This is a genomic window from Streptomyces sp. NPDC059201, from assembly GCF_042754585.1.
Classification (GTDB): domain Bacteria; phylum Actinomycetota; class Actinomycetes; order Streptomycetales; family Streptomycetaceae; genus Streptomyces.
Window position 1 is genome coordinate 1,114,306 of the sequence record NZ_JBHZBB010000001.1, and the last position, 14,590, is coordinate 1,128,895.

Here is a 14,590-nt window from a genome sequence, read left to right on the forward strand (position 1 = left end):
CCCCGCCGGGCGTCCGCCCGGGAGGGGGGACGTCCGGCGGGGCCTCCGGGTCAGCGCACGTCGTAGGCGCGGGTGACCGTCTGGCGGACGGAGTTGCCGTTCGCGTCGGCCAGTTCGGCCCGCAGCGTGACCTGCTTGCCGCCGGCTCCGGTGTGGTCCAGGGTCGCGGTCCACGTGCCGTCGCGCCGGGTGACGGGGGCCTCGGTCCAGGTCGCGCCGCCGTCGTACGAGTACGACAGGGAGGCGGAGACCAGGGCGGCGGGGGTGTAGCCGCCGTGGCCGGTCGCCCTCAGGGTGATCCTCTGCCCGGACCGCGCGGCGAGCGTCTTGGCTCCGTCCTCGGGCAGCCCGAGGCGCGGGAAGAGGAGCGGGACGGGCTGGGAGTAGACGTTCTCGTCCCGTGCGGAGCGGAAGCGCCAGACGGTGCTGACCGCCGTCGACCGCTGCCAGACCTTGGCCGGCGCGCTGATCTTCTGGATGAACTGCTCCAGTTCGTACGCGCCTTCCTCCGCCGGGACGTCGAAGACGCCGTACGGATAGATGGAGCTACCGATCTGCTGCCCGTCGCGGCGCAGCTTCAGGTTGCCGATGTCGCCGAACGATCCGGCCTCGGCGTGGCGGGTGCCGTCGCCCCACATCCCGGTGGCGACGCCGATCAGGTCGCCCTGGCGCTCGGCGGCGAGCCGGGGCTCACCGGCGGCGTCGATCGGCGCGCGGGGGGCGATGACGCCGTCGTACCAGTGCTCGGCGCGTCGCTCCCCCGCCTTGTAGGCGCGCGGCGCCGCGACCATGGACTCGCCCCAGGGGAAGCTGCTGGAGAGGTAACGCTGCCAGGTGGTGTCGCCGGGGCTGTGGAAGTCGGTACGGGTGCCGGGCACCGCGACGCTGTCGAAGGGCACCAGGACCCGCGAGCCGTCCGGCCGGGCGGCCAGCACGGCGTCGATGTAGTCGGCGGCGACGCCCATGGAGTGGTACGTGGACGTGGTCCGGCCGAGCCGGTCGTCGTCGACGCGGTACGTGCGGTCCTCGTCGATCTCGCCGCGCTCCGGGAAGGCGAGGGTGTACGTGTACGGGCTCTGGGCGACGCCCTTCCAGCGGAGCGCGACCTCGCCCTTCGCCAGCCGGTCCAGCAGGGCGCCGGCCTCGGCGGACTCGACGGCGAGGACCGGGAGTTCGGTGGTGGCGCCGATGGCGGGCTGCCAGCGGCCGGGGGCGGCGCGGTGGGCGAGGACGGCCTTGGCGCCGGCGGCCTTGGCGTGGTGGGCCTGGAGGGAGACGCTCGTCGCGCCGTCCGCGATCCGGACCAGGGCGATCCTGCCCTGGACCCCGGCGGCGGCGAGTTCGGCCGGCGTGCCGGTCCCCGCGTCGACGAGGGGCGCCTGGCCCTTGCCGTCGAGGTTGACGGAGCCCGCCGAGGCGGTGATGGGGTGAAGGCGTTCGCCACCGGCGACGGCGAACTCGGAGAGCAGCGGCGCCGCGGCCCGCCAGTAGCTCGTGAACGTGAAGTCCCCGTCGCGCGCCCGGCCGTCGACGGAGGCGTAGTAGCCGCGGACGGTACGGCCGCCGGAGAGGGTCCCGGCGTGTCCCCAGGTGTCGTCCCAGGACCGCGAGAAGCTCAGCATCCCGCTGCGCACCTCGGTCGGGCGGTCGGTCCGCGGCTTCAGCCGGTGGGCCCGGCGGGCGTCGAGGACGACGGTGGTGTCCTTCGTCAGCTCGATCTGCGGGCGGCTCAGGTAGGTGATCGAGTCGGCGAGCCTGGCGCCCTCGCCGCTGTCGGGGGTGACGACGAAGGAGGACAGGAAGTAGCTGCCGGGGCGCAGCCGGTACGTCTGCTCCGCCGCGCCCTGGTGGTAGCGGCGCTCACCGGTGGCGGTGTCGGTGCTGACGACGTCGAGCGCGGAGGCGCCCGAGGCCGGGCGGCCGAGCCGGTCGAGGGTCTTCACCCGCAGGGTGACGGTGCGGGGCTCCACGTACAGGGAGAAGGGGGTGGAGACGCGGACGCCGTCGGCGGTGGCGAGGACGCGGCCGGTGAGGTCGCCGTACTGGGCGGCGTCCAGGCGTGCGGCCGGGTCCAGCCTGAGCGGGACCTGGACGGTGGCTCCGGCGGGGACGGTGACGCGGTCCGTGCCGAGGCGCGCGATCCGGGAGCGGACGCGGGAGCCGTCGTTGCCGGTCACGCGCTGGAGGTCCAGGTCGAGCGTCACCGGCCGGTCGCCCGTGTTGGTGTACGGGAGGGTGACCGTGGTGCGGTCGGCGGTGCTCTGCGGCCAGGCGAAGGAGCCGCCCTGGACGGCGGGCGCGCCGAGCACCGTCGCGTCGAGGGCCGCCTTGACGTCGAGCCGGCCTCCGCCGGTCTCGCGGGCGTCGCCGGGGATGTCGGCCTTCGCCGAGGAGACGAGGGCCGCCTTGATCTCCTGGGGCGTCCAGTCGGGGTGCCGCTGCCTGAGGATGGCGGCGGCTCCGGCGACGTGCGGGGTGGCCATCGACGTACCGGACATCGCGCGGTAGGCGTACACCCCGCGTCCGCCCGCGGCGGCGGCGGAGATGCCGACGCCGGGGGCGGCGATCTCGGGCTTGAGGGTGTGGGTGACGGGGGTCGGGCCGCGGCTGGAGAAGGGGGCGGTGGAGTCGTCGCGGTCGACGGCTCCGACGGTGAGGACGCTGGGGGCGCAGCCGGGCGAGGAGACGGTGTTCAGTCCCGGTCCCGTGTTTCCGGCGGCGACGACGAACAGGGCGTCGGAGGACCGGGCGAGCTGCTCGGTGGCGGCGCTCATCGGGTCGGTGCAGTCGGTGGGGGTGGGGTCGCCGAGGCTCATGGAGACGACGTCGGCGCCGTTGTCGACGGCCCACTGCATGCCCGCGATGATCCAGGACGTGGCGCCGGAGCCGCCGTCGTTGAGGACCTTGCCGTTGAGGAGTTCCGCGCCCGGCGCGACGCCCTTGTTCCTGCCGTCGCTCGCCGCGCCGGAGCCGCCCACGGTGGAGCTGGTGTGGGTGCCGTGGCCCTGGCGATCGGTGGCGTCCTTCGAGTCGGTGAAGTTGCGGGAGGCGGTGATCCGGCCCTTGAGGTCCGGGTGTTCGGTGTCGGCGCCGGTGTCGAGGACGGCCACCTTGGTGCCCGCGCCGTCGTAGCCGGCGGCCCAGGCGAGGTCGGCGCCGACCTGGGCGGTGGACTGTTCGAGCGTCGCCTCGACCTTGCGGTCCAGCCAGAGCTTCCGGACGTCGGCGCCGGCGCGGGAGCGGGGCGAGGTGATGTCGGCCCAGAAGGCGGCGGCCTTCTCCTTGTCGGCCTGGAGCGCCACGCCGTGGGCCGCCGTGAGGACGGGGCCGCGGGCGGCGCCGCGCGGGGAGGCGGGGACGGCGCGGGCGACGTCGACGGAGGAGTCGTAGACGGCGATCAGCGGCAGGGCGGTGGTGCGGGCGTCGTCGTAGCCCTGCCGGATGAGGCCGGTGACGTTGAAGAGTTCCTCGTCGACGCGGTCGGCGGCGAGCGGTCCCGCGGCGCCGTCCGGGTAGACGTACAGGTCCCCGCCGGAGTGGCGGGTCTCCAGGAGCGGGACGGTGCCGTCCTCGCGGGGCAGCGCCGTCGCGGCGGCGCGGCCGGTGCCGTCCGCGGCCACCAGGACACGGTCGCCGGTCACGAGGGTGACGGTCACGGGGCCGCCCTCGTGCCGGGCGGCTTCCGGCGTGCCGACGAGGGGTCTGTCGCCGGGGGCGGTGGACGCCGGTCGGGCGGCCACGGAGGGCGTCAGCGCGGTGACGGCCAGGACGGCGGCGGTCGCCGCCCCCAGGGCCGTACGCGATATCGGGCGCATCGTTCTCCCTTGATCGTTGCTGTGCGGTGGCGACACCTTGGCAAAGGGCACGGGAGGGGCGGAACAGCGAGGAGAGGCGGGAAGGTGCCGCGACCGTTTCCCGCCACGGGCGCCGTGGAAGGAGACCCTCCGGAAAGGGGGTCGCGCATGTTCGCAGCGATCGGACTCGACGACACGCAGGAGGCGGCGTACCGCGCCCTCGTCCGGCTCGGCGGCGCCGGACCGGCGGGACTCGCGCAGCGCCTCGGGCTCGGGGAGACCGCCGTGACCGAGGCGCTGCGCGCGCTGGAGGAGCAGGGGCTCGCGGCCCGGCCGCACGCCGGGGCGGGGCGGTGGGTACCGGCTCCGCCCGGGGTCGCGCTGGGCGCGCTGCTCACCCGGCAGCGGCAGGTGCTCGACGGGGCGGAGCGGACGGCGGCGCTGCTGGCGGACGCCTACCGGTCGGAGGCGGCGGAGCCCGCGGTGCACGACCTGGTGGAGGTGGTGACGGGGGCGAGCGCGGTCGCGCACCGGTTCCTCCAGTTGCAGATGGGCGTGGCGGAGGAGCTGTGCGTGCTGGTCACCGGCGCGCCGGTCGCCGTGGCGCCGACGGAGAACCCGGTCGAGGACGCGGCCGTGGCCCGTGGTGTCGCCTACCGGGTGGTGCTGGAGCGGGAGGCGCTGGCGCTGCCGGGCCAGCTCACCGAACTGGCCCTGGGGCTCGGGCGCCGGCAGGAGGTCCGGCTGGTCGAGAAGGTCCCGACCAAGCTGGTGGTGGCCGACCGGGCGCTGGCGATGGTGCCGCTGGGCGACCACGGCTTCGAGCCGACGGCGCTGGTGGTCCACGCGAGCGGGGTGCTCGACCTGCTGATGAACGTCTTCGAGCGGGTCTGGCGGCAGGCGCTGCCGGTCCAGCTCGGGCGCGGCGGCGAGCTGGTCGAGGACGAGCCGGCCGGGCCCGACGCGACGGACCTGCGGATCCTCGCCCTGCTGCTGGTCGGCATGACCGACGCGAGCATCGGCAAGCAGCTGCGGCTGGGCCTGCGCACGGTGAAGCGGCGGGTGAAGGGGCTGATGGACCTGGCGGGGGCGACCACCCGGATCCAGCTGGGGTGGCGCGCGTACGAGCTGGGGTGGATCGGGGGATCGCCGCCGGCGGCGGGGAGGTGAGAGGCGTGGGGGCCGGCAGGAGCCGTCGCCGGGCCCGCCGTCGTGCCCGCCGTCGTGCCCGCCTCGCTCGTACCGAGTAGTAACCATCACACCCCCAACCTTCTGCAACTAGTTGCATAAGGGTGGGCGCGTCACCTACAACAGGGTGCGACGATCCCTGCGCGAGGAGGCGCCCCGTGACCGCGACGACCCCGTACCCGCATCTGCTCAGCCCGCTCGACCTCGGCTTCACCACCCTGCCCAACCGGGTGATCATGGGCTCGATGCACGTCGGCCTGGAGGAGACCGAGCACGGCTTCGAGCGGATGGCCGCCTTCTACGCCGAGCGGGCCCGCGGCGGCGCCGGCCTCATCGTCACCGGGGGCATCGCCCCCAACGAGGCCGGGCGGCCCTGGGACGGCGGCGCCAAGCTGACCACCGCCGAGGAGGTCGCCGAGCACCGGCTGATCACCGACGCGGTGCACGGCGAGGGCGGCCGGATCGCGATGCAGATCCTCCACTTCGGGCGGTACGCCTACCACCCCGGCCTGGTGGCCCCGAGCGCGATCCAGGCGCCGATCAGCCCCTTCGTACCGAACGAGCTGACCGAGGCGGAGGTCGAACAGACCGTCGAGGACTACGCGCGCTGCGCCGAGCTGGCCCGCGAGGCCGGCTACGACGGCGTCGAGGTGATGGGCTCCGAGGGCTACCTCATCAACGAGTTCATCGCCGCCGCGACCAACCAGCGCACCGACCGCTGGGGCGGCTCCTACGAGAACCGGGTCCGCTTCCCGCTGGAGATCGTGCGCCGGATCCGCGAGCGCGTCGGCGCCGACTTCATCATCGTCTACCGGCTCTCGATGCTGGACCTCGTCCCCGGCGGCTCCACGCTGGAGGAGGTCGTCCGGCTCGCCAAGGAGATCGAGGCGGCCGGTGCCACGATCATCAACACCGGCATCGGCTGGCACGAGGCCCGCATCCCCACCATCGCCACCTCCGTCCCGCGCGGCGCCTACACCTGGGTGACGAAGAAGCTGATGGGCGCGGTGTCGGTGCCGCTCGTCACCAGCAACCGCATCAACACCCCCGAGGTCGCGGAGGAGATCCTGGCCGACGGCCGCGCCGACCTCGTCTCGCTCGCCCGGCCCTTCCTCGCCGACCCCGCCTTCGTGAACAAGGCGGCAGCAGGCCGCTCCGAGACCATCAACACCTGCATCGGCTGCAACCAGGCGTGCCTGGACCACACCTTCAACCTCAAGATCACCTCCTGCCTGGTCAACCCGCGCGCCTGCCACGAGACCGAGCTGGTCCTCTCCCCCACCCGGCTCGCCAAGCGCGTCGCCGTCGTCGGCGCCGGTCCGGCCGGCCTCTCCTGCGCCGTCTCGGCGGCCGAGCGCGGCCACGCCGTGACCCTCTTCGACGCCGCCTCCGAGATCGGCGGCCAGCTGAACGTCGCCAAGCGGATCCCCGGCAAGGAGGAGTTCGACGAGACGCTGCGCTACTTCCGCGTCCAGCTCGCCGAGCACGGCATCGACGTCCGCCTCGACACCCATGTCTCCGCCGCCGACCTCGACGGCTTCGACGAGGTCGTCGTCGCCACCGGCGTCACCCCCCGCGACCCCGGCATCGAGGGCCAGGACCACCCGAGCGTCCTCAGCTACCTCGACGTGCTCCGCGACGGCGCCCCGGTCGGCGAGCGGGTGGCCGTCATCGGCGCCGGCGGCATCGGCTTCGACGTCGCCGAGTTCCTGACCGACGGCGGCGAGGGCGCGAGCCAGGACCCCGAGACCTACTTCCGCCAGTGGGGCGTCGACACCTCGTACGAGAACCGGGGCGGGCTGCGCGTGCCTGAGCGGAACGCGCCGCCGCGCCAGGTCCACCTGCTCCAGCGCAAGACCACCAAGGTCGGCGCCGGGCTCGGCAAGACCACCGGCTGGATCCACCGCACCGAGCTCAAGCACCGGGGCGTCGCCATGGTCGCGGGCGTCACCTACGACCGGATCGACGACGAGGGCCTGCACCTCACCGTCGACGGCGAGCGGCAGCTGCTGCCCGTGGACACGATCGTCCTCTGCTCCGGCCAGGAGCCCCGCCGGGGCCTGTACGAGGAGCTGGTCGCCGCCGGCCGCACGGCGCACCTCATCGGCGGGGCCGACGTCGCCGCCGAACTGGACGCGAAGCGCGCGATCGACCAGGGCACGCGCCTGGCCGCGACGCTGTGACGTCCACGCCGTGACGCCCACTCGGTGGGGTCCACGCCGTGTCCTCCGCCCTGTGACCTCCGCCCCGTGATCAGCGTGGCCGGCCGAGCCTAGGATGCGAGCATGTCCCTCCCGCACGCGATCCTCACCGCGCTGCTCGAGAAGCCGTCCTCCGGCCTCGAACTGACGCGCCGGTTCGACAAGTCGATCGGCTACTTCTGGTCGGCCACGCACCAGCAGATCTACCGGGAGCTGGGGCGGCTGGAGGAGGCGGGGCAGATCCGCGCCCTGCCCTCCCCGGTGCCGGTGCGCGGGCAGCGCAAGGAGTACGAAGTGCTGCCCGCCGGGCGGGAGTTCCTGCGGGAGTGGGTCGGCGCGGCCGAGGACCCGAAGCCGCTGCGCTCCGCGCTGCTCCTGCGGATGCGGGCCGCGGCGGTGGTCGGCTCGGCCGGCCTGCGGGCCGAGCTCGACCGCCATCTCACCCTCCACCGCGCCCAACTGGACGAGTACCTCGTCATCGAGCGGCGCGACTTCCCCGCCGACCGCCGCACCACCGAACCCGACCGCCTGCGCCACCTGGTCCTCCGCGGCGGCATCGACCTGGAGCGCTTCTGGGTGGAGTGGCTGACGGCGGCACTCGCCGAACTGGGGCCGGAGGACTGAGGGTCGGGGCCGCGAACCCGTCCGCCCGGGTGTCGCCGTGGATACTGGTCGGTAGCGGGTCATGGTCCACGACATGAAGGGGCGGGTATGGGGGACGACTTGGGGCGGCGGGGAGCGCGGCACGCCGTGGTCATCGGGGGGAGTCTCGCCGGGCTGCTGGCGGCGCGGGCGCTCGCGGAGCACGCGGAGCGGGTCACGGTGGTCGAGCGCGACCGGGTGCCGGAGGGGCCGGACGCGCGGCCGGGGGTGCCGCAGGGGCGGCATCTGCACGTGCTCGTCAGGGGCGGACAGCGGGCGCTCGACGAGCTGCTGCCCGGCTTCATGGACGAGCTGAGGGAGCTGGGCGCGCCGCAGGTGGGCATGCCGACGGACATGGTCCAGTGGCAGTCCGGCCAGTGGTTCACCCGCCTGCCCGCGTCCGAGCACTTCTACAGCGGCCCGCGCCCCCAGCTGGAGTGGCTGGTGCGGCGGCGGGTGCTCGCCGACCCGCGGATCGAGCTCATAGAGGGCACCGAGACGTTGGGCCTGACCGGTACGGCCGCGCGGGTGACGGGCGTACGGCTGCGGGAGCGCGGCGCGGACGGCGCGCGGGAGCCCCGTACCCTCTCCGCAGATCTGGTGGTGGACGCCTCCGGCCGGTCGACGAAGGCGGCGGACTGGCTGGCCGCGATCGGCGCCGAGGCGCCGCACGAAGAGACCCTGGACACCGGACTCGCGTACGCCTCGCGGGTGTACAAGGCGACGGACGCGGTGCCCGACACGGACGCGCTCGGCTACTACATCGTGCCGGGCCCGCGGCAGCCGTACGGCGGAGTGATCGTGCCGCTCGGCGACGGCCACCACATGGTGACCTTCTCGGGGCTGCGCGGGGACGAACCGCCCACGGAACCAGGGGCGTTCGAGGAGTTCGCGGAGCGAATGCCGCATCCGGTGCTCGGCGAGTGGCTGGCCGCCGCGGAGCCCGTCACGCCGGTGCACGGCTTCCGGCAGACCGCGAACATCCGCCGCCGGTACGACCGTCCGGGCCGCCGGCCGGCCGGATTCCTCGCGACCGGCGACGCGCTGTGCTCGTTCAACCCGATCTACGGGCAGGGCATGGCGACGGCGGCGCTCGCCGCCGTCGCGTTGCGCCGGGCGCTGGCGGACACGCGGCGGGTCCCGACCACCCGCCGGGTGCAGCGGGCGCTCCTCGACGCGTCCCGGCAGGCGTGGGACATCTCTTCGGGCGCGGACAAGCAGATGCCGGGAGCACGGGGCGACGCGGCCCGCCCGAAGGCGCTGGACCCGGTCACCGGCTGGTATCTGGCCCGCGTCCAGGAGCGCGCGGCGGGCGACCCGGTGGTCGGAGAGCCCTACCGGGCGGTGCTGACCCTGACGGCCCCGCTGACCAGCCTCTTCGCCCCGTCGATGGTCCGCGCGGCACTCTTCTCGCCGGTCCCGCGGACCCCGGCGGGTCCGCCGCTGCGCCAGGACACCTGACGGGGGCGGCGAGGACGCCGAGGACGGCGGGGGCTGGGCGCGGCTCCGGGCGGCTCCCGGCGGCTCCGGGCGGTCAGATGCCCGGGGCCGCCGTGATCATGCCGGCGGCGATCGCGGCGCCGAGGCTCGCGTAGTCGTCGGCGTTCTGCCCGGCGTAGGCGAGGGAGAAGTCGGCCACCGCGCGGTCGAAGACGTCCGAGGAGCCGAGGTACGCGGCGATGGCGACGCGGTCGCCGGAGCGGGCGTGGGCGCGGGCGAGGGCGCGCCCGCACAGCCCGGCGTACTCCCGCAGCAGGGCGGGGGTCATCGACTCGACCTCGGCCGAGCCCTTCATGTCGCGCAACTGGCGCCAGTAGAAGTGGCGTTGCTCGGGTCCGGTCATCCAGCCGAGGAAGATGTCGCTGGCGGCCTGGGTGAGGCGCTGGCCGCAGACGACGCGCCGCCCCTGGTGGGGGTAGGCGGTGGGCGCGAGGTACGCCTCCAGGACCGAGCGGCCGGCCTCCTTGATCTGGAGGATGAGCGGGTCGGCGCCGTCGCGGCCCTCCAGGAGGACGACGAAGCAGCGGGTGCCGACGCTGCCGACGCCGACGACCTTGCGGGCGGCGTCGCGGAAGGTGTAGCGGTCGAGGAGGAGGCGGCGCTCCTCGGAGAGCGAGCTGCGGTAGTCGCTGAAGATCTTGCCGAGCCCGACCCGGTCGAGGTCGGCGACGCGCTCCAGGAGCGGCGGGTCCTCGGCGAGGTGACGGCCGCCGTCGCCGTCCCGGGCGGTGAGCTTGTCGAGGGCCTGGAGGCTGGTGCGGCGGCGGGCCTTGGCGAGGCCGCGGGAGACGCGTTCGCGCTCCCGGGGGCGGACGAGGGCGGCGACCTCCTCGGCGTCGATCCGCTCGTACCAGACGGTGAGTTCCCCGAGGGCGGCGAGGCGGCGCATGGTCGTGCGGTACGACTCCGCGGCGACGAGCGCGGCGCGGTGGGCCTTGGGGCGCGGGCTGCCGTTCTGGAGGGCGGCGACGGTGACGCTGGCGGCGAGCCGCTTGACGTCCCACTCGAAGGGGCCGGGCAGGGTCTCGTCGAAGTCGTTGACGTCGAAGAGGAGCGTCCGTTCGGGTGAGGCGTAGACGCCGAAGTTGAGGAGGTGGGCGTCGCCGCAGAGCTGGACGGTGAGGCCGGTGTTGCGGGTGGCGCCGAGGTCGGCGGCCATGACGGCGGCGGCGCCGCGCAGGAACGCGAAGGGGGACGCGGCCATCCGTCCGTACCGTACGGGGGCGAGGTCGGGCAGCCGGTCGGCGGCCTGGCGCTCCAGGACGGTCAGCGGGTCGGGGCGCTGGGAGCTCGGTATCCAGCGTCCGTGCGAGGAGCGCGGGACCCGCTTGCGGGCCGCGCGGCCCCGTTCAGCGCGCTCCGAGGGCGTCGTCATCCGGCCTCACCCCTGTTCCACCGCCGGTCGGGACCGGCCCTGTCGCCTGGTCCCCATTACAGGGTGCGACGCGGGTTTCGGCCACTCTGCACGGCCGCTCTAGCGAACTGGTTTAGACCAATGATAGGAATTGATCACCCATCCGGCCCACGCGATCACGCTGAGCGAAGAAGGGGTTGATCATGGCCGTACCCGATTCCGAACCCCCAAGGTCCGAACCGCCAAGGTCCGACCTCCCGAGGCCCGACCTCCCGGGGCCCGACCTCCCGGAGTCCGGGCCCTTGCACGCAGAACCCCCGCTGTCGGGACCCCCGCACTCCGGACACCCGTACTCCGAGCCCTCGCCGTCAGGGCCCTCGGCGTCCGGTCCTCCGCCGTCCGGGCCCCCGTCGTCCGGGCCCCCGCTGTCCGAGCCCCCCTCGCCCGAGCCGCCCGAAGGGGAGGTTCCCCGCTATCTGCGGGTCGCCTCGGCGCTGCGGGACGATCTCGTCCGGCGGGCGTTGGCGCCCGGCGGGCGGCTGCCCTCGGAACGGTCGCTGGCGCAGCGGTACCACGTCAACCGGCAGACCGTCCGCAGCGCGCTGCAACTGCTGCGCGAGGAGCGGCTCGTGGTCACCGACCGGCGCGGCACCTTCGCCGCGGGCGGGCCGGAGCGCGGCGGGGCGCCGCCTCCGGCACCCCGGGCGGCACCGACCGCCGCGCGCCCGGTCTTCCCGGGCGGGCCGCGCGCGGCGGAGGCCCTGGTGCGGGCCTCCCTCGGCTGGGAGCCGCCGCCGACGGCGCTCGCCCCGCGCCTGCACCTGGCGCCGGGCGAGCCGACGCTGGTGCACCGCCACCGGGTGCTGGCCCCGCAGGGGCCCGAGCTCCAGCGGGCGGTGTCGTGGTTCTCCCGGGCCGCGCTGGACGAGATCCCGCAGCTGGCCCGCTACCGGCGGGCCCGCTACTGCGTGCACCAGCCGGACCTGCGGCTGCTGTACCACTGGATGCACCAGGCGGGCCTGCGGGCCACCCACCGGGAGTCGGTCCGGGTCCCGCCCGGCGCCGCGGGGACGACGGCCGGCGGCGCGGCCCGGCTGAGCGTCCACCGGGTGGTGAGCGACCAGCACGGGCACGTCCTGGAGGTCACGGACATCGACTTCTCGGCCCAGGAGGCGGCCTGGACGTACGAGTACAGCCTCTGAGGCAGGCCCGCTCGCGGGCTCAGACGATGCCGTCCGCGATCTCCGCCTCCTCGCGGGCGCTGCCGTACGGGGTCGGCGTGCCGTACGAGCGGCGGGCGACGTACCACCAGACGGTCGCCAGGAACAGGACGACGGCGAGGGCGATCACCGCGTAGTTCATGGTGTCGACGGTCACCGGGCTCTTCTGGGGCAGGCAGAAGAGGACGGTCACCACCGCGACCCAGCCGACCGCGACCCAGCCGATCGGCCTGCTCCAGCGGCCGAGGCTCCACGGGCCGGGCGTGAAGTCGCGCCCGGCCCGCAGCCGCAGCAGGATCGGGATGGCGTAGGCGGGCGTGATGCCGATGACGTTGATCGCGGTGACCGCGCCGTACGCGGTCGCCGAGTACAGCGAGGGCAGCGCGAGCACGGCGGCGGCGCCGACGGAGAGCCAGACGGCCGGCACCGGGGTCTGGGTGCGGCGGCTGACCTTCCGCCAGGTCGCGGACGCGGGAAGGGCGTTGTCGCGGCTGAAGGCGAAGACCATGCGGCTCGCGGCGGCCACCTCCGCGTTGCCGCAGAAGAGTTGGGCGACGATGACGACGAGGAGCAGGGCGGTGGCGCCGCCGGTGCCGAGCGCGTCGAGCAGGATCTGCGCGGGCGGGACGCCCGTCTCGCTGCCCACGGTCCCGGCGTAGTCCTGGATGGCGAAGGTGAGTCCGGCGAGGAGCGCGAACCCGGCGATCCAGGAGACCCAGATGGCGCGCACGATGCCCTTGGCCGCCGTGACGGACGCGTTCGCCGTCTCCTCGGAGAGATGGGCCGAGGCGTCGTACCCGGAGAAGGTGTACTGGGCGAGGAGCAGGCCGATCGCCGCGACGTAGAACGGGTTGGCCCAGCCGGTGTCGTTGACGAACTCGGTGAAGACGAAGCCGGCCGACTGGTGGCGGTCGGGGACGATCGCGAGCGCGCCGACGATGACCGCGACGCCCGCGAGGTGCCACCAGACGCTGATCGAGTTGAGGACGCTGACGAGGCGCACCCCGAAGAGGTTGAGGACGGCGTGGAGCAGCAGGATCGCCAGGAAGATCAGGAAGGTGGAGCCGGGGGTGGGGGCGAAACCCCACTGGAGGTTGAGGAACGCGCCGGTGAAGAGGGCCGCGCCGTAGTCGATGCCGGCGATGGCGCCGAGCAGACCGAGGAGGTTCAGCCAGCCGGTGTACCAGCCCCAGCGGCGCCCGCCGAGCCGGTCGGCCATGTAGTACAGCGCCCCGGAGGTCGGGTAGGCGCTGGTGACCTCGGCGAGCGCGAGCCCGACGCAGAGCACGAAGAGGCCGACGCCGGCCCAGCCCCAGAGCATGACGGCGGGGCCGCCGGTGCCGAGCCCGAAGCCGTACAGGGTCATGCAGCCGGAGAGCACGGAGATGACCGAGAAGCTGATGGCGAAGTTGCCGAAGCCGCCCATCCGGCGCGCGAGCACCGGCTGGTACCCCAGCTCGCGCAGCCGCGCCTCCTCGTCGGGCAGGGCTGCCGGCTGCTTGCCCGGCGCGTCCGGGGCGGCGGTGCGGGACATGCGGGGAACCTCCGGGCGGGATGCGGGTACGGGGACGGGGGAAGCGGTACGGGGATGGCGGAAGCGGTACGGGTACGGAGGCGGGGAGCCGTTACGGGAGAGGTCCGGGGCCGAGACAGCGGGCGCGGGCGCGCAGGAAGACCTCCTCGGCGAGGGCGCGGTCGGCCGGGTGCGGGGTGCGGTGGGCCCAGGGCAGGGTGGTGTAGTACGGCCCGAGGGCCTCGAAGACGCGCGCCGCGTCGGCGAAGCGCAGCGCGCCGAAGAGGGCGTGCGCGAGGTGGTTGAGGTCCAGCTGGGACGCCTCCGGCACGGCGCAGAAGAGGAACCAGGTGTCCATCGCCCGCCGGGCCTCGCGCACCGCGTCCTCGCCGACCCAGTGCAGGTCCAGGGCGTGTTCGTGGCCGCGGTCGCGCCGGTAGCGCTCGACCCTGACGTAGAGGGGCAGGGCGTGCAGGGCGGAACCGCGCGGGGCCGAAGAGGCCGCCCACTGGGCGTAGTTGACGGCCTCGGAGAGCGGGCCGTCGCTGCGCGCGTACACGAACTGGAGCATGCGGTGGTACGCCTCGCGGTTGTACGGGTCCCGCTTCTCGGCCTCCGCGAGCAGCCCCCAGGGGCCGGGCGGCAGCATCGGCGCGGGCGGGCGGACGCGGTGCTCGGCGGTGTGCCGGCGGGCGTCGAGCGCGGCGAGCGCGAGGAGGCCGATCCAGGGCACGGGGTCGGCGGGGGCGCGTTCGGCGGCCTCGGCGCAGGCGGTCCACGCCTCCTGCCAGAGGGCGCCGGTGCGGGCGTGCCCGGTGCGGTGGGCGCGGACGGCGCGCTCGACCGCGACCCGGCCGTGCATCACGGCGGCGGCTCCGCTCCCCGGCTGTTCGGTGCGCCAGGCGTGGACGACGTCGCTTCCGGCGGCGACGGTGGCGAGGATCTGCGTACGACGGGTCCACCCGTCCCAGTGGTCGGCCCCGGCCGGATCGCCGGCGTCTTCGAGCAGCCGCGCCATCGCGCCCCAGCGGCCGGTGCGCAGGTCCTGGAGCGCGTGGCGCAGGGCGTGGTCGTGCCCCGCCGGGTGGAAGACGGGCCGGAAGCCGTGTCCGGTCATCAGCGGGCGGTGGGTGGGGTGACGGGTGAGGCGTCGGGTGGCGCGGCGGGTGGGCCGGTGG

General features: G+C 74.7%; 9 protein-coding genes. 5 read left to right on the forward strand and 4 right to left on the reverse strand.

Annotation, left to right across the window (positions count from 1 at the left end; all coding sequences use genetic code 11):
- Positions 1-50 precede the first annotated feature (50 nt).
- Positions 51-3,815 carry a S8 family serine peptidase gene (locus ACFXMG_RS04955; RefSeq protein WP_383819177.1) on the reverse strand — a complete coding sequence of 1,255 codons (3,765 nt, stop codon included), beginning with the start codon at positions 3,813-3,815 and terminating at the stop codon, positions 51-53.
- A gap of 147 nt (positions 3,816-3,962) precedes the next feature.
- Here ACFXMG_RS04955 and ACFXMG_RS04960 point away from each other — a divergent pair, with 147 nt between their 5' ends.
- From ACFXMG_RS04960 to ACFXMG_RS04975, 4 genes are all read left to right on the forward strand, one after another.
- Positions 3,963-4,964, forward strand: coding sequence for a helix-turn-helix domain-containing protein (locus ACFXMG_RS04960; protein WP_383819175.1), 1,002 nt, complete (start codon positions 3,963-3,965; stop codon positions 4,962-4,964).
- 176 nt (positions 4,965-5,140) lie between these two features.
- A complete protein-coding gene (locus ACFXMG_RS04965) occupies positions 5,141-7,165 on the forward strand; it encodes an FAD-dependent oxidoreductase (protein WP_383819173.1) in 2,025 nt (674 codons plus the stop codon).
- 102 nt (positions 7,166-7,267) lie between these two features.
- Entirely contained in the window at positions 7,268-7,807 is a 540-nt protein-coding gene (locus ACFXMG_RS04970) for a PadR family transcriptional regulator (RefSeq protein WP_383819171.1), read from the forward strand.
- 87 nt (positions 7,808-7,894) lie between these two features.
- Positions 7,895-9,286, forward strand: coding sequence for an NAD(P)/FAD-dependent oxidoreductase (locus ACFXMG_RS04975; protein ID WP_383819169.1), 1,392 nt, complete (start codon positions 7,895-7,897; stop codon positions 9,284-9,286).
- A 73-nt stretch (positions 9,287-9,359) separates the two neighbouring features.
- Here the strand turns inward: ACFXMG_RS04975 and ACFXMG_RS04980 are convergent, their stop codons facing one another.
- Positions 9,360-10,700 (reverse strand): DUF2252 domain-containing protein, encoded by a 1,341-nt coding sequence (locus ACFXMG_RS04980; RefSeq protein WP_383819168.1) that lies wholly within the window; start codon positions 10,698-10,700, stop codon positions 9,360-9,362.
- Between the two features lie 281 nt (positions 10,701-10,981).
- Here ACFXMG_RS04980 and ACFXMG_RS04985 point away from each other — a divergent pair, with 281 nt between their 5' ends.
- The gene (locus ACFXMG_RS04985; protein WP_383819166.1) at positions 10,982-11,881 is read left to right on the forward strand and encodes a GntR family transcriptional regulator; all 900 of its coding nucleotides are present in this window, start codon (positions 10,982-10,984) and stop codon (positions 11,879-11,881) included.
- Positions 11,882-11,900: 19 nt separating this feature from the next.
- Here ACFXMG_RS04985 and ACFXMG_RS04990 read toward each other — a convergent pair whose 3' ends face one another.
- Entirely contained in the window at positions 11,901-13,433 is a 1,533-nt protein-coding gene (locus ACFXMG_RS04990) for an amino acid permease (RefSeq protein WP_383819164.1), read from the reverse strand.
- A 91-nt stretch (positions 13,434-13,524) separates the two neighbouring features.
- Positions 13,525-14,529 (reverse strand): hypothetical protein, encoded by a 1,005-nt coding sequence (locus ACFXMG_RS04995; protein WP_383819162.1) that lies wholly within the window; start codon positions 14,527-14,529, stop codon positions 13,525-13,527.
- Positions 14,530-14,590 lie beyond the last annotated feature (61 nt).